Annotated in this window: 23 protein-coding genes and 1 other annotated feature; all 23 genes read right to left on the reverse strand. The window is 43.4% G+C overall.

What is annotated here, in order from left to right; genetic code table 11:
* Nucleotide 1: 1 nt before the first annotated feature.
* The 23 genes from pyrF to ftsZ all read right to left on the reverse strand — a co-directional run bounded on the left by pyrF (nt 2) and on the right by ftsZ (nt 25,252).
* Nucleotides 2-712: an orotidine-5'-phosphate decarboxylase gene (pyrF, locus tag H2672_RS10665; protein WP_186671293.1), complete on the reverse strand. Its 711-nt coding sequence runs from the start codon at nt 710-712 to the stop codon at nt 2-4.
* Nucleotides 709-1,623, reverse strand: coding sequence for a dihydroorotate dehydrogenase (locus tag H2672_RS10670; protein ID WP_186671294.1), 915 nt, complete (start codon nt 1,621-1,623; stop codon nt 709-711). The genes pyrF and H2672_RS10670 overlap by 4 nt, the downstream gene beginning before the upstream one ends.
* The gene (locus tag H2672_RS10675; protein ID WP_186671295.1) at nt 1,620-2,396 is read right to left on the reverse strand and encodes a dihydroorotate dehydrogenase electron transfer subunit; all 777 of its coding nucleotides are present in this window, start codon (nt 2,394-2,396) and stop codon (nt 1,620-1,622) included. The genes H2672_RS10670 and H2672_RS10675 overlap by 4 nt, the downstream gene beginning before the upstream one ends.
* A complete protein-coding gene (carB, locus tag H2672_RS10680) occupies nt 2,393-5,590 on the reverse strand; it encodes a carbamoyl-phosphate synthase large subunit (RefSeq protein WP_186671296.1) in 3,198 nt (1,065 codons plus the stop codon). Before carB ends, H2672_RS10675 begins: the two co-directional genes overlap by 4 nt.
* On the reverse strand, nt 5,583-6,683 hold the full coding sequence (locus tag H2672_RS10685) for a carbamoyl phosphate synthase small subunit (protein ID WP_186671344.1): 1,101 nt from the start codon (nt 6,681-6,683) through the stop codon (nt 5,583-5,585). The genes carB and H2672_RS10685 overlap by 8 nt, the downstream gene beginning before the upstream one ends.
* On the reverse strand, nt 6,683-7,960 hold the full coding sequence (locus H2672_RS10690; RefSeq protein WP_186671297.1) for a dihydroorotase: 1,278 nt from the start codon (nt 7,958-7,960) through the stop codon (nt 6,683-6,685). The genes H2672_RS10685 and H2672_RS10690 overlap by 1 nt, the downstream gene beginning before the upstream one ends.
* A 1-nt stretch (nt 7,961) precedes the next feature.
* Nucleotides 7,962-8,840 (reverse strand): aspartate carbamoyltransferase catalytic subunit, encoded by an 879-nt coding sequence (locus H2672_RS10695; protein WP_186671298.1) that lies wholly within the window; start codon nt 8,838-8,840, stop codon nt 7,962-7,964.
* A 273-nt stretch (nt 8,841-9,113) separates the two neighbouring features.
* Entirely contained in the window at nt 9,114-10,400 is a 1,287-nt protein-coding gene (locus tag H2672_RS10700) for a uracil-xanthine permease family protein (RefSeq protein WP_186671299.1), read from the reverse strand.
* 60 nt (nt 10,401-10,460) lie between these two features.
* Complete coding sequence (pyrR, locus tag H2672_RS10705; RefSeq protein ID WP_186671300.1) at nt 10,461-11,003, reverse strand: bifunctional pyr operon transcriptional regulator/uracil phosphoribosyltransferase PyrR; 543 nt, start codon at nt 11,001-11,003, stop codon at nt 10,461-10,463.
* Between the two features lie 246 nt (nt 11,004-11,249).
* Nucleotides 11,250-12,197: an RluA family pseudouridine synthase gene (locus H2672_RS10710; RefSeq protein ID WP_222439364.1), complete on the reverse strand. Its 948-nt coding sequence runs from the start codon at nt 12,195-12,197 to the stop codon at nt 11,250-11,252.
* 2 nt (nt 12,198-12,199) lie between these two features.
* The gene (gene lspA, locus H2672_RS10715) at nt 12,200-12,673 is read right to left on the reverse strand and encodes a signal peptidase II (RefSeq protein ID WP_186671346.1); all 474 of its coding nucleotides are present in this window, start codon (nt 12,671-12,673) and stop codon (nt 12,200-12,202) included.
* A gap of 147 nt (nt 12,674-12,820) precedes the next feature.
* Entirely contained in the window at nt 12,821-15,583 is a 2,763-nt protein-coding gene (ileS, locus tag H2672_RS10720; RefSeq protein ID WP_186671301.1) for an isoleucine--tRNA ligase, read from the reverse strand.
* Between the two features lie 209 nt (nt 15,584-15,792).
* Nucleotides 15,793-16,010 (reverse strand) — a binding site (T-box leader).
* A 52-nt stretch (nt 16,011-16,062) separates the two neighbouring features.
* Nucleotides 16,063-16,572, reverse strand: coding sequence for a DivIVA domain-containing protein (locus H2672_RS10725; RefSeq protein ID WP_186671302.1), 510 nt, complete (start codon nt 16,570-16,572; stop codon nt 16,063-16,065).
* Between the two features lie 90 nt (nt 16,573-16,662).
* Nucleotides 16,663-17,439: a YlmH family RNA-binding protein gene (locus H2672_RS10730; RefSeq protein ID WP_186671303.1), complete on the reverse strand. Its 777-nt coding sequence runs from the start codon at nt 17,437-17,439 to the stop codon at nt 16,663-16,665.
* Nucleotides 17,440-17,493: 54 nt separating this feature from the next.
* Nucleotides 17,494-17,769, reverse strand: a complete 276-nt coding sequence (locus tag H2672_RS10735) for a YggT family protein (RefSeq protein ID WP_186671304.1) — start codon at nt 17,767-17,769, stop codon at nt 17,494-17,496.
* A 26-nt stretch (nt 17,770-17,795) separates the two neighbouring features.
* A complete protein-coding gene (locus H2672_RS10740; RefSeq protein WP_186671305.1) occupies nt 17,796-18,245 on the reverse strand; it encodes a cell division protein SepF in 450 nt (149 codons plus the stop codon).
* Entirely contained in the window at nt 18,242-18,934 is a 693-nt protein-coding gene (locus H2672_RS10745) for a YggS family pyridoxal phosphate-dependent enzyme (protein WP_186671306.1), read from the reverse strand. The genes H2672_RS10740 and H2672_RS10745 overlap by 4 nt, the downstream gene beginning before the upstream one ends.
* A gap of 69 nt (nt 18,935-19,003) precedes the next feature.
* On the reverse strand, nt 19,004-19,249 hold the full coding sequence (locus tag H2672_RS10750; protein WP_067211451.1) for a PRC-barrel domain-containing protein: 246 nt from the start codon (nt 19,247-19,249) through the stop codon (nt 19,004-19,006).
* Between the two features lie 82 nt (nt 19,250-19,331).
* Nucleotides 19,332-20,111 carry an RNA polymerase sporulation sigma factor SigG gene (gene sigG / locus H2672_RS10755; protein WP_186671307.1) on the reverse strand — a complete coding sequence of 260 codons (780 nt, stop codon included), beginning with the start codon at nt 20,109-20,111 and terminating at the stop codon, nt 19,332-19,334.
* Nucleotides 20,112-20,205: 94 nt separating this feature from the next.
* On the reverse strand, nt 20,206-20,916 hold the full coding sequence (gene sigE, locus H2672_RS10760; protein ID WP_186671308.1) for an RNA polymerase sporulation sigma factor SigE: 711 nt from the start codon (nt 20,914-20,916) through the stop codon (nt 20,206-20,208).
* Nucleotides 20,906-21,760, reverse strand: a complete 855-nt coding sequence (locus H2672_RS10765) for a sigma-E processing peptidase SpoIIGA (RefSeq protein WP_186671309.1) — start codon at nt 21,758-21,760, stop codon at nt 20,906-20,908. The genes sigE and H2672_RS10765 overlap by 11 nt, the downstream gene beginning before the upstream one ends.
* Nucleotides 21,761-22,245: 485 nt before the next feature.
* Entirely contained in the window at nt 22,246-23,730 is a 1,485-nt protein-coding gene (locus tag H2672_RS10770; RefSeq protein ID WP_186671310.1) for a transposase, read from the reverse strand.
* Between the two features lie 346 nt (nt 23,731-24,076).
* Nucleotides 24,077-25,252, reverse strand: coding sequence for a cell division protein FtsZ (ftsZ, locus tag H2672_RS10775; RefSeq protein ID WP_186671311.1), 1,176 nt, complete (start codon nt 25,250-25,252; stop codon nt 24,077-24,079).
* Between the last annotated feature and the right edge of the window lie 6 nt (nt 25,253-25,258).

Below are 25,258 nucleotides of genomic sequence, written 5' to 3' on the forward strand. Positions count from 1 at the left end.
GTTATTTCGTCCCCTTCCAAAGTGCATGTATGTGTTCGTACGCTGCTCGCGGATCCGTTGCTCCCGTAATTGCTCGTCCAACTACTATATGTGTCGAACCTGCAAGACGCGCTTCTCCAGGTGTCGCAATCCGTTTCTGATCATGTGCTCCGCCATCTGCAAGGCGTATGCCCGGCGTCACTTTGAAAAAGGGTTTGCCGCAAACATCTACGATTGTTGTCGCTTCATGAACAGAACAAACCACACCATCAAGACCTGCTTCTTTCGTTAACTTAGCATATTGAAGGACAGACTCTTGTAGCGCAACACCTATTAACTGCTCTTCACGAACTTGCCGTTCATCTGTAGAAGTAAGCTGTGTAACACCGATTAGTGATGGCCGTGATAATCCCGATGGCGTCCCTTTATCCAATCCTTCAAGAGCCGCCTCCATCATTGTCTTACCTCCAGCTGCATGAACATTCACAAGGCCCACGCCGAATCCCGCAAGTACTTCCATCGCTGATTTCACTGTATTTGGAATATCATGTAGTTTCAAGTCAAGGAAAATGTCATAGCCAAGTTCTTTCAAACGAGCAACAATTGCAGGACCTTCTTTATAATAAAGCTGCATGCCCACTTTTACATTGACGTCCCCGTCAAAAGCCCGGAGGAAGTCAAACGTCTTTTCAGCAGAATCAAAATCAAGCGCTATAATCGGGGATGTTTTCATAGACGGTGGCTCCTTCCAATCAGTTCAGAAATATGACCAATTCCTAGCTCGTCCAACTTAGCTGGCAATTGTTCGATGATCTGTGGACAAATAAATGGATTGACGAAGTTCGCTGTTCCTACCGCTACGGCACTTGCACCCGCAGACATAAAGTCGATAATATCGGCTACCTCTGTCACCCCACCCATTCCAATTATCGGAATGTTGACTGCTTTGCTTACTTCATAAACCATCCGAATCGCAACCGGTTTAACAGCTGGGCCAGACAAACCGCCTGTACCGTTTGCAATAACGGGTCGACCTGTTTTCTGATCAAGACGCATCCCAATCAATGTGTTAATCATAGTAATGCCATCCGCTCCGCCAGCTTCAACCGCCTGTGCAATTTCCACGATATTAGTGACGTTTGGGGATAGTTTGACATAAACAGGAACTGAGGACACTTCTTTTACCGCCCTTGTCAGCTCTTTTGCAATTTCAGGATCCGTGCCAAATGTAATTCCTCCACATTTAACGTTTGGACACGAGATATTCAACTCAAGTGCCTTAACGTTTGGAGCTCGAGAAATCATTTTCGCTACTTCCACGTAATCTGCTGTTTCAGTCCCGGCAACGTTCGCGATAATTGGAACATCAAACTGTTCCAGCCACGGTAACTCGCCTTCCAATACGCCTTTTAATCCCGGATTTTGCAGTCCAATCGCATTCAGCATACCTGAAGCGGTTTCTGCAACACGCGGTGTCGGATTGCCTAGCCTCATTTCAAGTGTTGTGGATTTGATCATTATCGCGCCAAGCAAGGATAAATCATACAGTTGGCCATATTCTCTACCGAATCCGAAACAACCGGATGCAGGCATAATTGGGTTTTTTAATGATAAACCAGGTAATTCAATCGATAGTCTATTCATATTGCCACCACCCCCGCTGGGAATACTGGACCATCTGAGCATACCTTAATATATGCTTTTCCCGCTCCTTCCGTCGTTTGACATACACATGCGAAACAAGCACCGATTCCGCAGCCCATGCGTTGTTCGAATGACAGAAAGCCTTTTTTCCCTGCGTACATTTTTTCAATCGCTTCAAGCATCGGCATTGGACCACAGCTGTAATACGTTGAGAATTCATTGCCGAGTTCTGCCATAACTGTGGTCACGAAACCTGCTGTTCCTAGCGATCCGTCGACTGTCACGATATGTGTTTCGCCGAGCTTACTAAATTCTTCTTCGTAAAATACAACGTCCTTTGATTGGAATCCTAAGACATGCGTGCATTTCACGCCCTTCGCCGTCAATTGCTTCGACAACTCATACAACGGTGGTACTCCGATTCCTCCACCAATTAGGATTGCCGTTTCTCCCTGCGCCGTTTCTTCAACAGGAAAACCATTCCCAAGTGGGCCAAGCACATCTACTTCATCACCAGCACGTTTCTGTGAAAGGATTGTAGTCCCCCGACCTTCCGCGCGATAAATAATGGTCATTTCGCCGACTTCTTGATCAATGGAAGCGATTGAAATCGGACGTCTTAATAGTGGTTCAAACGAGTCTGACACACGAATATGGACAAACTGGCCAGGGGAAGAAATTTCCCCGACCAATTTACCGTTTAACTTCATTTCAAAAATGTTATGGGCAATTTGCTGTTGTGAAGTGACCGTCATTCGATCTTGGATGATCATATAGTCTCTCCCACTTTCCCCATTTCCTCAGTTTGGAATGTCATTGATTCAATAACACGTAGCATCGCATCTGCCGTATCAAGTGAAGTGAAGCAAGGTATGCCATTTTCAACTGATTCGCGGCGAATTCTGAAACCGTCACGTTCAGGCTGTTTCCCTTTTGTCAGCGTATTGATAACAATTTGTGCTTCCCCTTTTTGAATAACATCCAGAAGCGTCGGCCCTTCAGAACCAATTTTACCGATTGTTCTCACACGGATGCCGGCATTCTCTAACACGGAAGCTGTACCTCCAGTCGCTAAAATACGGTAACCGATATCCGTAAAGCGTTTAGCGATGCTTACCATCTCTTCTTTATCTTTGTCAGAAACCGTCATTATGACTGAACCGTATTCTTTTATTTCCATGCCCGCTGCAACAAGACCTTTGTACAAGGCTTTTTCAAGCGTAGTATCTTTACCCATTACTTCTCCGGTCGATTTCATTTCAGGTCCAAGCGTGATATCAACTCGACGCAATTTCGCGAATGAAAACACTGGTACTTTAACGTAGACGCCAGATGGAGCAGGAGCCAGTCCATTTTTGTAACCTTGTTCGATAATTGATTGGCCAAGAATGGCTTTTGTCGCAATGTTTGCCATCGGAATGCTTGTGATTTTACTCAAGAACGGAACTGTACGACTTGAACGTGGATTCACTTCAATAACATAGACTTGCCCTTCTGAGATGACGAACTGGATATTGAGCAGACCAACAATTCCAAGTCCTTTTGCAAGTCGTGTCGTATAATCAGCAATTGTTTCCATCTGAGAAGCCGATAAGTTTTGCGGTGGGAACACGGCAATCGAGTCACCTGAGTGAACACCTGCACGTTCGATATGTTCCATAATACCTGGTATCAACACGTTTTCTCCGTCGCATATACCATCGACTTCGATTTCAGTCCCTGTCAAGTAGCGATCGACGAGTACCGGATGATCTGGGCTCGCTTCAACTGCATGCTCCATATAATAAAGCAGTTCTTCCTCATGATAAACAATTTCCATCGCACGTCCACCTAGCACATAAGAAGGCCTTACGAGTACAGGATAACCGATTTCATTGGCAATCGCGACAGCTTCTGGTACTGAAACAGCTGTTTTTCCAAGGGGCTGTGGAATACCAATTTCGCGCAGTGCACTTTCAAATTTATTACGGTTTTCTGCACGGTCAATATCTTCAAGAGACGTTCCCAAAATTTTCACGCCGCGGGCTTCAAGACCAGCTGCTAGGTTGATAGCCGTTTGTCCACCGAACTGAACGATAACGCCTTCAGGCTGTTCTAGGTCGACGATATGCATTACATCTTCGATTGTCAGCGGCTCAAAGTATAATTTGTCCGAAATCGAGAAGTCTGTTGACACCGTTTCGGGGTTATTGTTGATAATAATTGCTTCGTAACCAGCTTCTTGGATTGCCCAAACAGAGTGTACTGTCGCATAGTCGAACTCGACGCCTTGACCGATACGAATCGGGCCCGAACCAAGAACGATTACGCTTTTCTTCTCTGTTCTAATCGATTCATTTTCATCTTCGTACGTGCCGTAAAAATACGGTGTATCCGATTCAAATTCGCCTGCACATGTATCAACCTTTTTGTAGACTGGAATAAGGCCATGCTCTTTTCGCCAATCGTAAATCGCACGCTCATCTGTGCTCCATAGTTCAGCAACTGTTACGTCAGAGAAGCCCATGCGTTTTGCAGTGCGCAACGTTTCATAATCAAACGGATTCCCTTTTAAGACTAGTTCAAACTGGACGATTTTCTGGAACTTGCGTAAGAAAAAGGCGTCGATTTGACTCCATTCGTGTATCGTTTCAACTGTCGCGCCTCTGCGGAATGCTTCGCCGATGAAGAACAAACGCTCATCGCCTGCACGACGGATACGTTTTTCAATCCATTCGTCCGTCATTGTCGAACCGTTTTTCAATGATAAACCGAATTGTCCTGTTTCAAGTGAGCGTACTGCTTTTAAAATTGACTCTTCGAATGTACGGCCGATTGCCATTACTTCGCCCGTTGCTTTCATTTGTGTACCCAAGTTCCGCTTAGCAGATTCGAATTTATCAAATGGCCAGCGTGGGATTTTCGTCACGATGTAATCAAGTGATGGTTCGAAACAAGCGTATGTTGTCCCCGTAACCGGATTCATCATTTCGTCGAGCGTCATGCCGACTGCAATTTTCGCTGCAAGCTTCGCGATTGGATAGCCTGTCGCTTTCGATGCGAGTGCCGATGATCGGCTAACACGCGGGTTCACTTCGATAATGAAGTAGTCAAAGCTATATGGATCAAGTGCAAGCTGAACGTTACATCCGCCTTCAATTCCAAGCGCACGAATAATTTTAAGTGACACATTTCGAAGCATTTGATTTTCACGGTCTGTCATCGTCTGACTTGGAGCCGCGACGATTGAATCGCCCGTATGAATTCCGACTGCATCGACGTTTTCCATATTGCAAACGACGATTGCGTTATCCGCTGAGTCACGCATCACTTCATATTCGATTTCCTTATAGCCAGCAATTGATTTTTCCAGCAAACATTGTGTAGCAGGGCTATATTTCAAACCGCTTGTAACAATTTCTTCTAGATCTGCGTCGTTGTAGCACATGCCGCCTCCTGTACCACCAAGCGTGAATGCAGGGCGAACGATAACTGGATACCCGATTCTTTCAACAAAAGCATGCGCTTCTTCAAGGTTATGGATAATATCGCTGTCAGGAACAGGTTCACCAAGTTCATTCATTAGCGTTCTGAACAAATCACGGTCTTCTGCCTTATGGATTGCATCGAGCTTTGTACCAAGGATTTCAATTCCTAATTCTTTCAATATTCCCGATTCATCCAGTTCAATCGCCATATTCAAACCAGTCTGACCACCCATTGTTGGAAGAAGTGCATCAGGGCGTTCTTTACGAATGATGCGGCTGACGAATTCAAGCGTGATTGGTTCAATATATACTTTGTCCGCAATTTCTGTATCTGTCATAATTGTTGCAGGGTTAGAGTTAATAAGAATGACACGGTAGCCCTCTTCTTTTAATGAAAGACATGCTTGAGTTCCGGCATAGTCAAACTCCGCTGCCTGACCAATGACAATCGGGCCTGACCCGATAACTAATATAGTTTCAATATCTGTACGTTTAGGCATTGAAATTCCCCTTTCGGCTGCTTGTTTTTATTACATCCATGAATCGGTCAAACAGATGTTTCGAATCTTCTGGCCCTGGTGATGCTTCCGGATGAAACTGTACGGAAAACGCTTCGTATTTCGTACTTTTCACGCCTTCAACTGAGCCGTCATTAAGTGCTTTATGTGTCACTTCAAGATCCGTACCTGCAAGTGATTGTTCATCAACAGCGTAGCCATGGCACTGGGAAGTCAATTCCGTCCTACCTGTAGTCAAATCTTTTACCGGGTGATTGCCGCCCATATGACTGTTTTTCAATTTCACTGTACGTGCTCCGCAAGCAAGGGCAAACAGCTGATGGCCAAGGCCTATCCCGAAGATTGGAGCTTTTCCTAACAATTCTTTAATCACTTCAACTGTACCTTCAACATCCATCGGATTCCCCGGTCCATTTGACAACACAATGCCATCTGGTGATAAAGATAGGATTTCCTTCGTCGATGTGTTATATGGAACGACGATAACGTCGCAATCTCTGTCATTTAATTCGCGTAAAATACCATGTTTCAAACCATAATCGATCAGGATAATTCGCTCTCCGCGACCTGGGCTAGGATAAGGTTTTTGTGTCGAAACGCGTGCAACAAGATCTGTCGGTAAGTTGTAAGATGCGACATGTGCAACCGTTTCTTGTACATTTACTTCTTCTCCTGCAGCAGTAAGAATCCCTTTTAGCGCACCTTTGTCGCGCAGCAACCGAGTTAATTTACGTGTATCGATTCCTTGAATTCCAGGAATGCCCTTCATCGTTAACAGTTCGCAAAGCGTCATGCCACTACGGAAGTTCGATGGTTCGTCTGCTAGTTCACGAACGACTACTCCGCTCGCTGCCGGTTCAATAGATTCATAATCATCCCGGTTAATACCATAGTTACCGATAAGTGGGTAGGTCATCACAATGATTTGTCCAGCTCCCGAAGGATTTGAAATGGTTTCTTGATAGCCTGTCATACCTGTTGTGAATACTGTTTCACCGATTGAAGCCTCATCAGAACCAAATGCAATTCCTTCAAAAATTGTTCCGTCTTCTAAAATAAGCATTCTTTTTTTCATCATTGTCCATCCTCCCAAACTACTTTTCCACCGAAAATCGTTTTAACTGGCCAGCCTGTGCATGTCAAACCGTCAAATGGTGTGTTCTTACCTTTAGATACAAATGTTGTGCGATCTATTTTTGCTTCTTTGTTCAAATCAAGTAACACTAAATCCGCAGTGGCTCCAACTTCAATTTTACCGTATGGTAAGCCAAATACATCAGCCGGTTTTTTCGTCATCCAATCGATGAGCTGCTGTAATGTCCATGTTCCTTTTTTTACGAAGTTCGTATAAAGGAGGGGAAATGCTGTTTCAAAACCAGTAATCCCGAATGGTGCTTTTGCAAAACCGACCGCTTTTTCTTCTGCACTATGCGGTGCGTGATCTGTTGCGATGAAATCCAGTGTGCCGTCAAGCAATCCTTCGCGCAGTGCAGCGAGATCTTCTGTTCCGCGAAGTGGCGGATTCATTTTCCAATCTGCATCATCGCCAGGAATATCCTCTTCCGAAAGGAGAAGGTGATGCGGACTTACTTCAGCAGTCACGTGCACCCCTGCTTTTTTCGCGTCGCGGATAACCCGAACCGACTCTTTTGTGCTGACGTGACAAACATGGTAATGAGCGCCAGCCGCTTCAGCCAGTAAAATATCTCGAGCGATATGGACTGATTCTGCTATAGAAGGTATTCCTGGAAGACCTAGTTCTATATTACGTTTGCCTTCGTGCATCGCGCCGCCATAGATAAGCGTATTATCTTCACAGTGTGCAACAATCGGCATACCGATTTTAGCTGCATCCTGCATCGCTTCGTACATCATGCCTGCCTGTTGTACACCGACACCATCGTCTGTGAACGCGAATGCGCCGTGTTCTTTTAGTTCTGCCAGATTCGTCCGTTCTTTGCCGGCTTCCCGAATTGTTATGGATGCGTATGGAAGGACACGGATTAGGGATTTCTGTGCGATTAAGTCATTGACGAGTGTCAGATTTTCTTTTGTATCCGGTACAGGTCGTGTATTTGGCATTGCACAGATTGTCGTGTAACCGCCTTTTGCTGCTGCAAGTGTTCCGCTTTCGATTGTCTCTTTATGCTCGCCACCCGGTTCGCGTAAGTGAACGTGGACATCGATGAAGCCCGGTGCTAGTAAAAGTCCCTTGCCCTCGATTATTTCTGCGTTTTCCACTGTAAGCTGATGACCGATTTCTGTAATTTTGTCACCCGTTACTTTTACGTCTGTTGTAACAAGTTCCCCATCACCGTTAAGCATCTGAACCCCTTGAATAAGTTTCTGCATGTCAATTCCTCCCTTTCAATACTGATTCCAATACGGCCATCCGTATGTATACACCATTTTCCATTTGTTTGAAAATTCGCGACTTTGAACATTCGATTAACGAATCTGCAATTTCAACGCCACGGTTGAATGGTCCGGGATGCATGATGATTGCATTCTCCTTCATCAGCTGCTCGTGGGCTTCTGTTAGACCATATCGTTCGTGATAACTTTCACCTGCAAAAGTACTTTCTACCTCATGTCTTTCATGTTGAACCCTAAGTAACATAACCACATCACTACTTTTAATCACTTCATCCCACGAATCCACACTGTCGAATTCTCCCGCCCACTCTGCCGGACAAAGGAAGGTCACATTTGCGCCAAGTGTCGTCAGCGCATCTGCATTGGATCGGGCTACACGGCTATGTGTAATATCCCCTGCTATAAGTACATTCAGTCCTTTAAATGAACCAAACTCTTCTTTTATTGTAAATAAATCCAGCAGTGATTGTGTCGGATGCTGACCTGAACCGTCTCCACCGTTAATGATAGAAACTGACGTTCTCCCGATCAACTGCTCATAGTAACCATCTTCGGGATGACGGATAACAAGTGCATCTACACCGATTGCTTCGAGCGTTTTTACTGTGTCGTAAATCGTCTCTCCTTTTAACGTGCTGGAGAAGCTTGATTCGAATGGCAATACATCAAGTCCGAGTTTCCGTTCCGCCATTTCAAAACTCATTTTTGTACGTGTGCTTGGTTCGAAAAACAAATTGCTGACACTATATTTCCCGGGCAATTCCCGGACACCAAACTTTTTGAATGTATCAGCCCGATCAAGGATTATCATGATTTCTTCTTCAGTCAGGTGTTTCATCGAGACAAGATGCTGCATCTGGTTTGTCCTCCTTTATAAGAAAAGCGCAAGGCGCTGTCTAGACGTGACAGGCATAAGGCGGTTTGAGAGAAGGCGTACTTCAGCCCCCACAGCAAAACGGCTTATGACCAAAGTAGAAAAAACTTATACTTTCTTATAGATTGAAAAACGAGCCTTTCCGATAGACGGAAAGGCTCGTTAAGTATGACAAACCCAAACCCTACACTTATTGTGTAGAATGGGTGTCAAACGAACCTTTCCCTGACTCTCGGAACAGTGTTAAAAGGTTTTCTATTCTTTTTCATCAACTAGGCTTTCATTTGTTCTTCCTGGCAGAACAAGGTTGAGTATCACACCGATAATTGCTGCCAGTGCCATACCTTCTATTTGGAATGTATCGCTAAATTTGAAGCTCGCACCACCAATTCCGATGACTAGAATGACTGAGGCGATTACTAGATTACGCTGGTTGCCAAAATCTATTTTGTGATCCACGAGCATACGTAAACCAGATGAAGCGATAATTCCAAACAAGAGTATCGAAACCCCGCCGAGCACTGCCGTCGGAATCGTCGCAATCAATGCCATCACTTTTCCTAAGAAAGAGAAGGCTATGGCGAAAATGGCAGCTCCTAAAATGACATAGACACTGTAAACACGAGTAAGCGCAAGTACACCGATATTTTCACCGTATGTCGTCTTAGGTGGCCCACCTACAAGACCACTTATGAGTGTTCCAAGTCCATCACCGAGTAAAGAGCGGTTCAATCCCGGATTTTTTATGTAATCTCTTCCAACGATACGTCCAAGAACGAGCTGATGCCCGATGTGTTCCGATATTGTGACAATTGCTATCGGCACCATAAGGAAAAGGAGCGTAGGTGTAATAACGAAATCATAATCCAAACCTGGAATAAGCATTTTTGGAAATTCAAACCATTTCGCTTCCGTAACTTTTGTGAAATCCAATATCCCTATGAAAGCCGAGTAAATGTAACCAACTATGATGCCAATCAGTATCGGCATTAAGCTAATAATTCCTTTGAAAAACATGAGACAGATGATAGCAACCGCCAGTGTGACAAGTGCTGCTGAGAAATGAAGCAGGTTGTATACCCTGTCATCTCCGACTTGAATTGTACTTGCCATACTGATTGCAGTTGGTGAAAGTGCCAGTCCAATTACGATGATGACAGGCGCCACAACAATCGGAGGCAATACTTTCATAATCCAATTGTAGCCCGTTTTCCAAATGAGTAATGAAATGATCCCGTAGACAAGTGCCACAAACATGCTTCCAATCATGGCGCTGCCAATTCCACCCGTTTCCGTCGCGACTTGTATTGGAATGATGAAAGCGAAAGATGAGCCTAAGTACGCTGGCACTTGGAATCGTGTTACAAGAATAAAGACGATTGTTGCAATCCCGCTTGTCAAAAGGGCGATTGCTGGACTTAACCCGACGAGTTGAGGAACTAATATTGTTGCTCCGAACATGGCAAACATATGTTGTAAACTGAGGATAATCCACCTGGTTGGTGCTGGTTTTTCATGTACATCTAATACTTTTTCATCCATTGCCCAAACCCCCGTGCGGATTACTTTATTTTGTATCTAGCCTTCAGGTGACTTACACTTTTATTTTGAATGAATTGACACACCATCTTTACCATCCGTTTCTACTACACTCACAACGACCCGTTCATCGCTTGATGTCGGAATGTTTTTCCCTACGAAGTCTGGTCGTATTGGTAATTCACGGTGACCCCGGTCAACTAGGACTGCTAGTTGGATTGATGCTGGTCTTCCAAGATCCATAACTGCATCCATCGCTGCTCGAACTGTTCTGCCAGTATAGAGAACGTCGTCTACCAAAATGACTTTCATATCTGTCACATCATGCTTGATATCTACCTGCTGGACTAAAGGTTCGTTGATACCGTGTTTTAGCATAAGGTCATCCCGATACAGTGTGATATCAAGTTCACCGGCTTTAATCGGCTTCCCTTCGATAAGTTCAATTTTTTCAGCAAGCCTGTTCGCTAAGTAAGCGCCGCGTGTTTTGATGCCAACTAGAATGCACTCGTCAATTCCTTTGTTGCGTTCAATTATTTCGTGTGCAATTCGTGTAACTGCCCTGCCAATTGCCTGCTCATCAAGAATATTTGCTTTTTCTGTCATTTCAACATCCTCCATTTTCCTTGTCTACTTCGGTCTTTCGGTCAAATGCCTTCCAGGATCCGGTGGGGTTGGATATTCTCCATAAAAAAACCTCCCGGCCTTGGATGGCGGGAGGGTATACGTGCAGAAATAAATGTACATAGAAACTGCGCGCAGCAGTTTGACTGTACTTCCGTGCAACCTTCCCAGCCTCTCTGGACTGATTTTAAAGGTATCGCTATTCAATTGCTTCATTCAGTATATATTCTACTCTTCTGTTTTGTCAACGCTTTTCCTAACTTTATCGACCAACTCTATAAAATCTTCAGGTAGAGGGCTGCTGAATTCTAAGTACTCACCTGTCACAGGATGATCAAAACCTAGCGTTCCTGCATGCAATACTTGTCCGTTAAATTCGAGTGTTTTTTTCGGTCCATATTTCGGATCTCCAACAAGTGGAAAACCAATATATTTCATGTGCACCCGAATCTGATGTGTTCTACCTGTTTCTAATCTACATTCAACAAGTGTGTAATCGCCGAACCGTTCTAGTACTTTGAAATGCGTTACCGCATGCCTTCCTTTATCAACAATTGCCATATTTTGGCGCTCCCGTGAATCACGGCCGATTGGTGCGTCAATTGTTCCATTATCGTGTGGAATATGGCCATGGACAAGTGCAGTGTAAACGCGCGTTACAGACCTGTTAACAAGTTGGTCAACTAACGACACATGCGCCTTATCATTTTTCGCGACCATCAAAAGCCCCGACGTATCTTTATCAATACGATGGACAATCCCAGGACGAACTACACCATTAATGCCAGAAAGGTCCGTGCAATGGTGCATAAGGCCGTTGACTAGCGTTCCTGATGGATGACCTGGCGCAGGATGAACAACCATACCGCGTGCTTTATTGACAACGAGTACGTCTTTATCTTCATAGACGATATCGAGATCTAGTTCTTCCGCAACAACGTCTAGTTCTTCCAGTTCAGGTTCTTCCACCGTCACTGTATCTCCCAATCTTACTTTATAATTCGGTTTAACTGTAATACCGCCGACAAGAACAAGGCCATTTTTCAGCCATGTTTGAATTTGTGTACGTGACCATTCAGGATTGAACGCCGACAATGCTTTGTCTATACGGCTTCCTTTGTGTTCTTCAGTTATTTCAATTTCAGTTATTTCAATTTCAATTTCAATTTTATCCATTACTACACCTTTTTCTTATTCTTTTTTTCATCCAAAATAATATGGATGATGATCATAATCACACCGACCGTCAATGCTGCATCTGCAACATTAAAGATTGGAAAATCGTAGTTGATAACCGGGATTGTGACATCGACAAAATCGACAACTTCCTTGCGCCACAGACGATCGATAAAATTACCAATCGCACCACCAAGAAGAAACATTAAACTGACTTCAAAGAGCGGTTGCCCTTTCGCTTCTTTATGGAAGAAATAGATAATACCTATTGCAACGACAACTGTGACGATATAAAATAACCACATTTGTCCTTCAAGCATGCCCCAAGCCGCTCCCTTGTTACGGTGAGAAAGAAGCCCTAAATAAGGATCTGCAATGCTAATTTTTTCTTCAAGTTCCATATTTTTAACGACTAGCCATTTCGTAAACTGATCCAAAATAATGACGAATGCCGCCAATCCGTAATAAATGAACAATCCAAATACCCCCGTCCGACAGATTACGTTCCATTTTACCACATCGACACCTGTATGAGCGCGTTTCAACGCTAAATGAATAATATAAAAAGCCACTGCTGCCAGTCTTATATAAAGACAGCAGCAGCGACTTAGCGTTTGACAGTATTACGAATAATGAACTTTCACAACATCTGCACAACGCGTACATAGTGTAGGATGTGTTTCGTCTGATCCGATTGTTTCAGAAATCGTCCAGCAACGCTCACATTTTTCGCCATCTGCATTTTCAACAAGAACACTTACAGCGTCCAGTTTCAAAGTACCTTCCGGCATGTTAGCGAAATCTCCTTCAGCAAACTTCGATACGATGAAGAATTGTGCGAAGTCGATATCATCCGCTGCGAATACATCTTTCAGGTTTTCAGGGACAGCAACTGTTACTTTCGCTTCAAGCGATTTCCCGATAACTTTACCATTACGCGCTTCTTCAAGTGCCTTCAGAACGTCATCACGAACAAGCATCAATGTAGCAAAACGCTCACGCAAAGCCTGTGCTTCTGCTCCTAGATCTTGTGCTTCTGGCATATCTGTTAGTTGAATACTTTCTTCAGTTTTATGCTCGATAAATGCCCACATTTCATCTGTCGTGTGTGGCACAATCGGTGTTAACAATTTCAACAAAGCAATCAACGTTTCATACATCACTGTTTGCATCGCACGGCGATGTGGATGGTCTGCACCTTCGATGTAGACAACATCTTTCGCGATATCTAGGTAGAACGAGCTCAATTCACCTGTACAGAAATTATTCACCGCATGGTAAACACTAGCAAATTCATAGTTTTCATAAGCATTGCGCACTTCTTTGATCAAATCCTGTAATTTCACATAGACAAATTTGTCTACTGTACGAAGATTTTCAAACGCTACTGAATCTGTAGCCGGATTGAAATCTGATGTATTGCCGTGTAGGAAACGAAGTGTGTTACGAATTTTTCTATACACTTCAGAAACTTGCTTGAAGTTAGAATCAGAAACTCGTACGTCCGCTGTATAATCAACAGACGATACCCATAGACGAAGAATATCTGCACCTAGTTGGTTCATTACCTTTGCAGGGATGATGACATTACCGATAGATTTACTCATTTTACGTCCTTCGCCGTCAAGCGTGAAGCCGTGGCTTAGCACACCTTTATAAGGCGCATGGCCATTGATGGCAACACTTGTCGTAAGAGATGAGTTAAACCATCCTCGGTATTGGTCAGATCCTTCAAGATATAAGTCAGCAGGGTAAACAAGATCATCTCGTTCTACTAGCACACCTTGGTGCGTTGAGCCTGAATCGAACCAGACGTCCATGATGTCCGTCTCTTTTGTAAACACTCCGTTCGGGCTTCCTTCGTGCGTGAAGCCTTCTGGCAGTAAATCTTTTGCTTCTCGTTCAAACCAGACATTTGACCCGTTTTCACGGAATAGTTCCGAAACGTTGGCAATCGTTTCATCTGTAATGATTGGTTCACCATTTTCAGCGTAAAATACTGGAATTGGAACACCCCATACACGCTGACGAGAAATACACCAGTCACCGCGATCGCGAACCATATTATACAGTCTCGTTTCACCCCAAGAAGGTGTGAATTTCGTGTTTTTGATTGCTTCAAGCAATTCCGGGCGGAACGATTCAATTGAAGCGAACCATTGTGCTGTCGCGCGGTAAATAACCGGTTTTTTCGTGCGCCAGTCATGCGGGTACGAGTGCGTGATAAATGATAGTTTCTTAAGTGCATTCACTTTATCAAGCGCTTCAGTAACTGCTTTATTTGCATCTTCATAAAATAGACCTTCAAAGCCTGGTGCTTCATCAGTCATGACACCGCGGTCATCGATAGGAGAAAGGGCATCAATGCCATAAGATTTAGACACGTAGAAGTCATCTTCCCCGTGGCCTGGAGCTGTATGGACACATCCAGTACCCGCTTCAGCTGTAACGTGATCACCAAGCATAACAAGCGAATCACGGTCATACAATGGATGCTTAGCAACGACACGGTCAAGTTCAGAACCTTTCAGTTCCCGCTCGACGGAATAGTCTTCCCAACCAATTTCTTTTGCAACAAATGCAAGAAGATCTTTGGCGATCAGGAATTTCTCTTCTAAAGCTTTAACAATGACATATGTGAATTCAGGATGGACAGAAATCCCAAGGTTTGCAGGAATCGTCCATGGAGTCGTCGTCCAGATTAAGAAGTTAACATCTTCGTCAATAACGCCCAGTCCATCTTTCACAGGGAAACTAACATAAATAGATGCTGATTTCTTATCTTGATATTCGATTTCTGCTTCAGCAAGTGCAGATTCACTTGATGGTGACCAATAAACCGGTTTCAACCCTTTATAGATATATCCTTTTTTAGCCATCTCACCAAATACTTGAATTTGACGCGCCTCAAAAGCTGGTTTTAGCGTGATATACGGATTATCCCAATCGCCCCTTACACCAATCCGTTTGAACTGGCTACGCTGATTGTCAATTTGGCCAAGCGCATATTCCTCACACATTTTACGGAATTCCGCTACTGACAATTCTTTTCTTTTTACGCCTTTGTTTACTAATGCCTGTTCAATCGGCAGTCCGTGCGTATCCCAGCCTGGAACGTATGGCGCATGGAAGCCTGTCATTGATTTATGGCGGACAATCATATCTTTCAATACTTTGTTCATGGCATGACCCATATGAAGATCGCCATTCGCATATGGAGGACCATCGTGTAAGACGAAGAACGGGCGACCCGCAGTTCTTTCCTGCACTTTTTTATAAATGTCCATCTCTGCCCATTTTTCTTGCAGTAACGGCTCTTTGTTAGGTAAGTTACCTCGCATCGGGAATTCTGTTTTCGGCATAAGTAATGTATCTTTGTACTCCATGTTTTTTCCTCCTTTATAATTGAAAAGCATAAGGCGCCGTCCAGCCCGGACAGTCATAAGTGAAAAGGAAGGCAGTCTTAGTACGCGACGTCCTGTCGCGACGACTGCATACCTACATCCTGTATATAGATCGCAGTCTAATGGCGCGACGTCCTGTCGCAACGACTGCATACCTACTTCCTGTAGGCACAAAAAAATCCCCGCCCCTTAAAAGGGACGAAGAATTATTCTCGCGTTACCACCCTACTTGCAGCAAACAAATTTGCTACCACTCAGACACCATAACGGGGTGTTTCCGGGATCACGTAAATCATTCCGTAATCCGGCTCAAGAGTGATCTTCATTTCCAATCCATTGACCGGGCTTCCACCGCCCCCGGCTCGCTGCTCATAGATTTGGAAGGTACTTTCTCCTTCAACGCCTGTTCTAAATATATGCCTATAAGTATATGTGTGATTTAAGACCAAAGTCAAGTTTCCTTATGAATCCAGGTCGGCTGCCATTTCTAAACGCTCTGCATCGATTTCATATTCAAGTAAAACGTCCCAGTCATCTGATTGAATCAGATCAAGCTGTGCTTCAATAAGCATTTTGAAACGTGTACGGAAAACCTTCGACTGCTTCTTAAGATCTTCAATTTCAACAGAAATTCTACGTGCACGGGAAAGTGCCTCATTGACAATTCTGTCCGCGTTTTTTTCTGCTTCCTTAACAATCAATTTCGATTCTTTCATAGAGTTACGACGAACGTCCTCTGCAGCTTCCTGTGCGATAAGAATCGATTTTTGCAGCGTTTGCTCGATTGAGTTAAAATGGGAGACCTGATCTTCCGATTGTTTCAAACTACTTTTCAATGCTTTATTTTCTTCCAGAACATTTTCAAAGTCTTTCATGATTTGTTCCAAAAACTCATTTACTTCATCTTCATCATACCCACGGAACTTATTAGCAAATTCTTTATTATGTATATCAAGTGGTGATAAAGCCATTTGAAGCATCTCCCCTTTAACTTATTCATTCTCTATTATACATGTTAAGACATCAGATAACAGTTCTTTTTCAAACTATTATCTGAACAATCATTCTAATTTCCCGACAATGAGCCGAATTTTATCTTTACGCGTTCTTCCTTCAATCGCAATCACTTTAAAACGACCCGAACCTCTAATTGATATCATATCTGATTCTTGAAGCTCGAATGCTGGCTGATCCCTAACAGCCCAGTTTACTTTCACTTTTTCACCGTGTACCAGTGATGCCGCTTTTTGGCGTGGAATAGTGACTAATGCTGCGGTTACTACATCCAGTCGTAATGAACTAACGATATGCAGTTCCTCTGTCCATGTATCCGTAGTAACAATCCAGTCTTCCGGACGTTTACTTTCTTCAACCGTCACTTTTGCTTTTCCAATCGATAAAAAATTAGCCGTCATATAATCCTTTAACTCATCAGCAACTGCAAACTGGACTTCATCAGCTAGCACCCGGATGTCCCCGAATTTCGAACGGTCGATGCCTAAAGACATCATCGAGCCTAGGATGTCCTTGTGATCAAGTTTCAAAAACTTAGAAGCATATTTAACATCAAACATGGCTATCCGATAATCTGCTGGTTCTGGCACATAATAATCTGGATAAATAAGAACTCTTCGTCTTTCCGCTGCTGGAAAAGCTCCATACAATCCGACTAGTAGCATCGAACTGCCCGCAAGCGATTCTACAATGCGCTGTTGCCTAGGATCCAGAAATCCCGTTAGTTTGGGAGAATAAGTATCCTCCACTTCACGTATCCAGCCAATTGCCATTTCAATGAAAGGCTGTTCATCTTTTCTGAAATGCTGCAGTATCGTTTCCATTTCATCGGCTCCTTATAGAAAAATCCTCACATAAGTGAGGACAACATAATCATTTTATAAAAGCATTCTAAATATTGCTGTAACACCATCAGAAATAAACCTCAACGCAAATATGCCAACGATCGGTGATATATCAATCATTCCAAGTGGTGGGATAAATTTTCTGAAAAACCCTAAATAGGGTTCGGTAATCTTCCCAAGCATTATACCAAACTTAGTCTCACGTGAAGCAGGTATCCATGACATTAGTATATAAATAATAAGAAGTATTGAGTATATAGAGATTGCTCCTGATATACCTTGATAAATTAACCCTAAAATATTTTCCATTCTGTTTGGTACACCTCATTCAGATTCTATCGTTCGAAGTAATCGGAGATTGCACCAGCAACCTCCACATTTTCTGGTACACAAAGGAATATATCCGTTCCAATTCGCTGAATATCTCCACCAAGCGCATAAACAGTACCGCTTAGGAAATCGACAATTCGAATTCCTTGATCACGTTCAATTCGCTGTAAATTCACAACAACTGCCCGTTTATTTTTCAAGTGCTCAGAAATATCTTGTGCCTCCGCATAGACTCGCGGCTCAATTAGTATGACTTTGGAAGACTTCTGAACACTTTGCAAACTGACAACCGTTGCTGATTGTTGTGGTTCGCCTGCTACTTGCTTCCTCATTGGTGCCCTGCCGCGCGGCTGTTCCTGCACAGGACGCTGTTCTTCCCGGCGTGGCTGTTCTTGTACTTCTTTTTCTTCATCGTCCAAGTAAAACCATTTCTCAAACTTGTTTTTAATGCTCATACGTCTCCCTCGCTTTCTGCTCCGACAAGTGCAGTCCCGATTCTTACATGGGTTGCACCTTCTTCAATAGCGATAATGAAATCATTTGACATTCCCATGGACAATTGAGTACAAGGCGCATGTGGTAAACTTTTCGCTGAGATACCGTCTCGAAGTTCCCTTAATGACCGGAATACAGAACGAATCTCATCCATATCCTTAATGAATGGAGCCATTGTCATTAAACCTATAATTCGAACTTTATCATAAGGCGCTACTTCTTCAATAAATCTATCAAGTTCAGCTGGTGTTACACCTGATTTACTTGATTCACCGGAAACATTCACTTGAATGAAACAATTAACAACATGATTGGCGCGCTTATGGATTTCTTTCACCAAACTCATTCGATCAATTGAATGTAAATAGTCAATTTGATTGATGATTTCTTTCACTTTTCTGCTTTGAACATTACCGATGAAATGCCAAATCGCACCACCTTGTATCATTTCCTGTTTCCCTAGAAGGCCTTCAGGACGATTTTCGCCAAGATGGAGGATATTTTCTTCCAGCACTGCAGATGTTCTTGCTGCCGAAACTTCCTTCGTAACAGCAACGACCGTAACTTCAGATCTGTTTCGACCTACGCGGTCACAAGTTGCTTGTATATCTTGTTCGATTTTTTGTATTCGTTGTTGTAAATTTCCCATTTTTATCACTACTTTTCCTCAATCTTTCACTTCATTGTACCAACCTAGGCTGAACATATCAATAATAAATCATTTTTCTGCATTCTTTTTACCCACAAGCACAATATCTTTACCGATTGTTGTAATCTCTTTAAGATTGACTTTTTTCGTATCCTTGTCTTTTGTATCAAAAAAACTGTTTCGTTCTCCACCGCCGACATGCAAGGATTCAACTTTTCCAGTTACAGTATCAATCGTTGCATCCTGGACGAATCCTAGGAATGTCCCCTTAGTAGCGTCGATAACCTCTTTTTTTTGTATTTCTGAAAACCTCATAAAATCCCTCCTTACAGTGAATATATGCACACAGGCGCAAGAAAAAACGCAATGCAGTTAGCGCATTGCGTTAGATTTATCATTATTGTTCCATTCCATCACGAATGGTTTTAACAGCACTTTTTTCCAGTCTTGAAATTTGGGCTTGTGAAATGCCTAATTCCTTGGCTATCTCAGTCTGCGTTTGTCCCAAATAAAACCGTTTTGAAAGAATTGCTTGCTGCCTTTCATCCATACTAGATACAGTATCTTTTACAGATACATACGTCAGCCACCGTTCTTCTGAAACCGTTTTGTCCTGTATCTGATCCATCATGAACACAGGATCACCGCCATCGCCATTCATTGGCTCATGAAGTGACATAGGATCTTGAATTGCATCAAGTGCAAAGAGAATATCGTCGGCAGGTATACCTGTCACTTCAGACAAATCCGAAATTCGCGGTTCTTTTTGATTATCGTTAATGAACTGCTCTTTCGCTCTAATTGCCTTATAAGCGGTATCTCGAAGTGATCTCGATACCCGTATTGAATGATGATCACGTAGATGTCTTTTAATTTCCCCAATAATCATCGGTACTGCGTATGTTGAAAATCTGACATTATGTTTCAAATCGAAATTGTCTATTGATTTAAGTAAGCCGATACATCCGACTTGAAATAAATCATCCGCTTGTTCCCCCCTGTATGCAAATCTTTGTACCAGACTGAGGACGAGTCGCAAATTGCCAATGACGAGCTCTTCCCTTGCTGCATGATCTCCGCTCTGCAACCTGATAAACGTTGCTTTCATCACGTCGTTTGTGAGTAACGGCAATTCGGACGTATCGATTCCACAAATTTCAACTCTTGTACGTACCATTCGCTTTTCCTCCGCATTCTGTAGATGACTGTACAAGATAGTCTGTCCGCAGTCGTCCAGAATATGCGGGAATCAGCATCGCCAATTTCAACCATTATGCAATCGGATGATTCAAGCTTTCACGCAGTTCCGAGATAATTTTCTTTTCAAGCCGTGAAATATAGGATTGAGAAATTCCAAGCAGTTCTGCCACTTCTTTTTGTGTCATTTCCTCTTGTCCCGTCAAACCGAAACGGCATTCCATAATGTAGCGCTCTCGTTCATCGAGACTCGTAATCGCTTCAATCATATGCTGACGCTCGATTTTTCTTTCGACATCATCGATGATAATATGCTCATCTGTACCAAGAATATCCGATAACAGTAATTCATTCCCGTCCGCATCTGAATTTAACGGTTCATCAAAAGAAATTTCGGATCGTGTCTTGTTTGTTTTTCGAAGATGCATCAGAATCTCATTTTCAATACAGCGGGATGCATAAGTGGCTAACTTGATGTTTTTGTCGGTTTTAAAAGTTTCGATTGCCTTTATAAGTCCGATAGCACCTATGCTGATAAGATCTTCAATATGTGTATTCGTGTTATCAAAACGACGCGCAATGTAAACAACAAGACGAAGATTTTTTTCAATTAACCTGTCACGCGCGTTCATATCGCCGTTCATAAATGCTGCGATTGTTATTGCTTCTTCTTCCCGGGTCAATGGCTTTGGAAGGGATTCATGGCCTCCGATATAGTATGTGCCGCTTTTTCGTTTAAAAAAGCTGGTGATTATCGACATCCATTTTCTAAATTTATACAGCATAAACAGTTCCCCTCTCCCCATTTAATGACTCCATTGCGGATACATGCAAGATAGCTCCCGCGCCGTCCGGATAACGGCGGTCATTCTTTGTCACTACAATATAACCTGGTTCCAACGCGTTACCTCCCCCTAAAATCCATCGCTTGAATCGAAAACCAACTGCCCAGGATTGACCTTGTACCGTCATTAATCGAATCAGCCGTATTTGTTTGTGATAGCCACCAGGAAACTCCGACATTGAAGGTGTCCCCTGAGGATTCCAAGCAAGCAAAGGCTTCATCAAATCTTCCGGTATATGTTTTTCCAGCGCCTTTAACGATACAAAATGGACAGGTGAACCTGATAATGGCTCCGTGCAACCGTTCCCCGAATCGATGAAAACATCAACCTCAACATCTGCATCCCAAATAGAGAGTACGGAAGACGCCCGAAGTGCGGATACATGACGTGCAGTTCTGACATCAAGCCACTTTTTTCTCATGAAATAAAGAGAGACGTATGCGACAACTGCATAGGCAAGAACTGCAAATGATGAACTGGACATATGGACGCGATATTGAAAAGCCGTTAGTAAACCACCAGCAAAGACCGCTCCTACCAAAACCATTGTCGCAGACTTTTTCCACAGCTCAAAAGCCTTTCCAAAAGCGCAAACGGTCATGCAAATAAAAGATAAAACCACAACACTCACCGATGATGGAAAGATAACGACAGGCATCGCACCCGCAAAAGAGGCGAACAATAGTCGTCCGCGGGAGGCTTGTACGTTTCCAACTTTGTTGGCGAATGAAAGAATTGCATAATTAAACAGCATATTCACTCCGACAATGAATTCCCCATACATAAGCCGCCCTCCCTGACAACAACGATAGCACCTATGCCGTAAAATGTTTGTCGGAACTAGGGGCAGGCAAAAAAAAGAAATCGACAGGATTCGATTTCAGATTTCGGGTGAGCTAGTTGATTGAAAGAAGAGATATGATCGGTTGGTTGGGTTATATGATCGGTCGGCTACGCTTTATGATCGGGCACCCAACAATAATCAGCCATCACCTAATCCACTTCATACCGAACCAAACCTGACAACTCCCACCGCTAAAGCAGTGGGGTTCTAGGATACAGCGGCAAATTGTTGCCTAGTACACTTCTCAACAGTATCCTTATCTTTCCTTGCGAAAAGAGTTTCTACCGAAGCACTGGTGTACGTTCTACTAGAACATTAACGGACGTATTGCGTTTCGCAAGGCACTTCTCCAAGCAGGCGCTAGACCCCTTGTGTGCTTATCGTTCCGCTTCTCTTGGGCGTTTCACGACCAATCAGGTTTGTGATTAGGCGACAAACCAACGCAATGTTTGACTAGATGATTGTGTTAGACGTGCAATCTCACGGGTATGCAGGTTAACAAAGTTGTCCCATTGTGCGTTGCATACATCTACGTCAATGGAATTGAGTTTTTCAGTCGTGTTTCCGATTAAGAAAGCACTGTATAAATCGCGTTGGATACGAAGTCCTCCAACACCATTCCATCGTTCCGAAAGTTGTTTCTTTGTGTATTCCCCAGTCAAATGATTGAACTGACTGGCCTTTGTCGCATAGGTATCTATCTTTTTGATGGACCGTTGTTGATAACCAAGTTTTCGATCGATGATCTCGAGTAGCATGGCAGGGGCACGGTTGGCGATTGACTTCCCAAACCGTTTCTTACGGTTGATCTTGCCGTTCTTCTGATTGCGTGTTGTCTTCTTCGCTCGCTTTTGTAGCGATTGAAACCGCATCGTTTCCACGCGTATATCAGAACCGAGCGCAAGGATCTCGTTCGCTAACTTCTCATGTGACATTTTCCGTTGAACTGCGACTTTTCGATAGTGTTCCTTGCGTTTCTTAAGCAGCTTCCTGTACCGGTAGGAAAAGTTCCAGATATGTCTACCTTTCTTCACTGTTCCATTTTCATTGAAATTATCCGGGTTAGTGGCCCTTTTAGAGCGATCCATTTTGCGTTGGATACTTCGCAGCTCAGCTTCATCTACGTTACACGCTGGCGCAAGTTCACGAAGTGCTACCGTGTTTTCACTACTGATTGCGATGGTAGAAGTGCCAATATCAATTCCTACACGTTTGGCCTCATCATTCGCAACCTTTCGCTTTGATTTTATTGGTGGGTAGCCCTCTTGAATCAGTTGTACGAAGTAGCGAACCTTGCCACGTATTTCAACCTTCAAGATTCGCACGTACTTTGTCTGATCTAGCAAGGCGAGGTGTGCATATTTATCCCTAGCTTTGGGTGCAATGGGCATACAAAGCCAGTTCTTAGGCTTCGGATGTTTCTTTGTTGGCTTATCTCCCCAAAGAATATGGCCATCCGCATACCGCATACCTGTCGTATTTGATTTATTTTCAATGGAAATCGCATCATTAAACGCTTTAAAATGTACGTTTTTTGCTTGTCTAAAATGGAGTTTCTCAACTGCTTGAAAAGCCCGAGTCGCAAGTTTTTGTGCTTCAAAACTACCGATATTTTCTTTGAATTTGTGTTGAACAGATTTCACGAAATCGTGCAAACCGTATTCCGAAAAGCCATAGGATAAACGGATATCTGATAGCTGTTTGCTACGCTCTTTGGACTTAGGTTCATTTAATAAAGCGCGATACTTTTTATCCACTTTCACACGATTATGACGTTTGAGGGCTTCACCTAAACAAGAATTGTAGACGTTCCGAGCAATCTTAAATTTCTTCTCCAAACGATGTTGTTGCCAAACAGGAATAGCTAGCGGAAGCTCAATTGTATAGGTCGGAGTACGTTTTCTTGCCATTGGTTTTAGCACCTTTCTAGTGACGCTTTTTCTGATTCCCAACATAATCAAGTAGATATTGAAACGATTGTTGATGAATGACACAGATATTTTTGTGTTTCTATATTCGTGCTTTCATTATACCACTTCACACATACGTTCGTACATTAGTAGTCCTAATATTCCAAAAATGCGGAGCGATAGATTTTCGTATTTCGGGTTTTGACGCGGCAGAAGCCACGCCTTATCCCGACCTCGCTATCATCCCAACCCTAAAGGAATTGGGCTTTCTCGCTCGGAAAGTCTGTAAAAAAAGCTTTCCGAAAAGTGCAATTGCACTTTTCGGAAAGCTTTTGGTCTTTCATTATTAACGGCGACGATTGCGTAAAAACGTCGGAATATCGAGCGTGTCATCCTGTTGACTACTTTGAGGTTGGCGTGTCGGTTCCGGTTGTTGGAACTGTGGCGCTTCCTCTCTGCTACGCTCCCGTGTTGGTGGCTGTTGTGTTGACGGTTGCTGCTCACGAGTCGTTTGAGTACGACTTGCACCGAAGCCAGGGCTTCTTGCAGGACGTGCTACGGTAAGCTGTTCTTCACTGAAGCCTGTTGCAATGACTGTTACGATAATTTCATCCTTCAAGTTGTCATTAATGACAGAACCGAAGATCATATTCACATCTTCATCTGAAGCTGAAGCAACGATATCTGCGGCTTCCTGTACTTCGAATAGACTCAAGTTTGAACCACCTGTGATATTCATAAGCACACCTTTTGCACCGTCGATTGACGTTTCGAGCAGTGGGCTTGAAATGGCTTTTTTCGCCGCTTCAGCTGCACGATTTTCTCCTGTAGACATCCCAATCCCCATCAGGGCAGAGCCTTTATTGGACATGATTGTCTTAACGTCAGCAAAGTCCAAGTTGATAAGTCCAGGGACTGCGATCAAGTCGGAAATACCTTGAACCCCTTGACGAAGTACATTATCAGCTTCACGGAAAGCTTCTAGCATCGGCGTATTTTTATCTACAATTTCAAGCAATTTATCATTAGGAATAACGATAAGTGTATCCACAGATTCTTTCATAGATGTTATACCGCCGATTGCCTGTGTCTGACGTTTCCGCCCTTCAAAAGTGAACGGTCTAGTCACAACACCTACAGTCAGTGCACCTAGATCTTTCGCAATTTGCGCGATGACCGGAGCAGCCCCAGTTCCTGTTCCACCGCCCATGCCTGCAGTAACAAATACCATATCAGATCCACGCAATGCTTCTTCGATTTGTTCTCTGCTTTCTTCAGCAGCTTTTTTACCAACTTCCGGATTCGCACCAGCTCCAAGTCCGCGTGTCAATTTACCACCAATCTGCAATTTCACTTCAGCAGTTGAAAGATTTAATGCCTGTGCATCCGTATTCACCGCGATAAATTCCACACCTTGCACACCATGTTCAATCATTCTATTTACAGCATTATTACCGCCACCGCCAACACCAATTACTTTGATGACTGCTAACGCGTCAACATTCGTATCAAATTCTAGCATCGTCTC

The organism is Sporosarcina sp. BP05, from assembly GCF_014282005.1.
GTDB lineage: Bacteria > Bacillota > Bacilli > Bacillales_A > Planococcaceae > Sporosarcina.

Bases quoted from the DNA above. Each gene is read 5' to 3' on its own strand.
- pyrF (WP_186671293.1), bottom strand. From the start codon at position 712: ATGAAAACATCCCCGATTATAGCGCTTGATTTTGATTCTGCTGAAAAG.
- H2672_RS10670 (WP_186671294.1), bottom strand. From the start codon at position 1,623: ATGAATAGACTATCGATTGAATTACCTGGTTTATCATTAAAAAACCCA.
- H2672_RS10675 (WP_186671295.1), bottom strand. From the start codon at position 2,396: ATGATCATCCAAGATCGAATGACGGTCACTTCACAACAGCAAATTGCC.
- carB (WP_186671296.1), bottom strand. From the start codon at position 5,590: ATGCCTAAACGTACAGATATTGAAACTATATTAGTTATCGGGTCAGGC.
- H2672_RS10685 (WP_186671344.1), bottom strand. From the start codon at position 6,683: ATGAAAAAAAGAATGCTTATTTTAGAAGACGGAACAATTTTTGAAGGA.
- H2672_RS10690 (WP_186671297.1), bottom strand. From the start codon at position 7,960: ATGCAGAAACTTATTCAAGGGGTTCAGATGCTTAACGGTGATGGGGAA.
- H2672_RS10695 (WP_186671298.1), bottom strand. From the start codon at position 8,840: ATGCAGCATCTTGTCTCGATGAAACACCTGACTGAAGAAGAAATCATG.
- H2672_RS10700 (WP_186671299.1), bottom strand. From the start codon at position 10,400: ATGGATGAAAAAGTATTAGATGTACATGAAAAACCAGCACCAACCAGG.
- pyrR (WP_186671300.1), bottom strand. From the start codon at position 11,003: ATGACAGAAAAAGCAAATATTCTTGATGAGCAGGCAATTGGCAGGGCA.
- H2672_RS10710 (WP_222439364.1), bottom strand. From the start codon at position 12,197: ATGGATAAAATTGAAATTGAAATTGAAATAACTGAAATTGAAATAACT.
- ileS (WP_186671301.1), bottom strand. From the start codon at position 15,583: ATGGAGTACAAAGATACATTACTTATGCCGAAAACAGAATTCCCGATG.
- H2672_RS10725 (WP_186671302.1), bottom strand. From the start codon at position 16,572: ATGGCTTTATCACCACTTGATATACATAATAAAGAATTTGCTAATAAG.
- H2672_RS10730 (WP_186671303.1), bottom strand. From the start codon at position 17,439: ATGGAAACGATACTGCAGCATTTCAGAAAAGATGAACAGCCTTTCATT.
- H2672_RS10735 (WP_186671304.1), bottom strand. From the start codon at position 17,769: ATGGAAAATATTTTAGGGTTAATTTATCAAGGTATATCAGGAGCAATC.
- H2672_RS10740 (WP_186671305.1), bottom strand. From the start codon at position 18,245: ATGAGCATTAAAAACAAGTTTGAGAAATGGTTTTACTTGGACGATGAA.
- H2672_RS10745 (WP_186671306.1), bottom strand. From the start codon at position 18,934: ATGGGAAATTTACAACAACGAATACAAAAAATCGAACAAGATATACAA.
- H2672_RS10750 (WP_067211451.1), bottom strand. From the start codon at position 19,249: ATGAGGTTTTCAGAAATACAAAAAAAAGAGGTTATCGACGCTACTAAG.
- sigG (WP_186671307.1), bottom strand. From the start codon at position 20,111: ATGGTACGTACAAGAGTTGAAATTTGTGGAATCGATACGTCCGAATTG.
- sigE (WP_186671308.1), bottom strand. From the start codon at position 20,916: ATGCTGTATAAATTTAGAAAATGGATGTCGATAATCACCAGCTTTTTT.
- H2672_RS10765 (WP_186671309.1), bottom strand. From the start codon at position 21,760: ATGTATGGGGAATTCATTGTCGGAGTGAATATGCTGTTTAATTATGCA.
- H2672_RS10770 (WP_186671310.1), bottom strand. From the start codon at position 23,730: ATGGCAAGAAAACGTACTCCGACCTATACAATTGAGCTTCCGCTAGCT.
- ftsZ (WP_186671311.1), bottom strand. From the start codon at position 25,252: ATGCTAGAATTTGATACGAATGTTGACGCGTTAGCAGTCATCAAAGTA.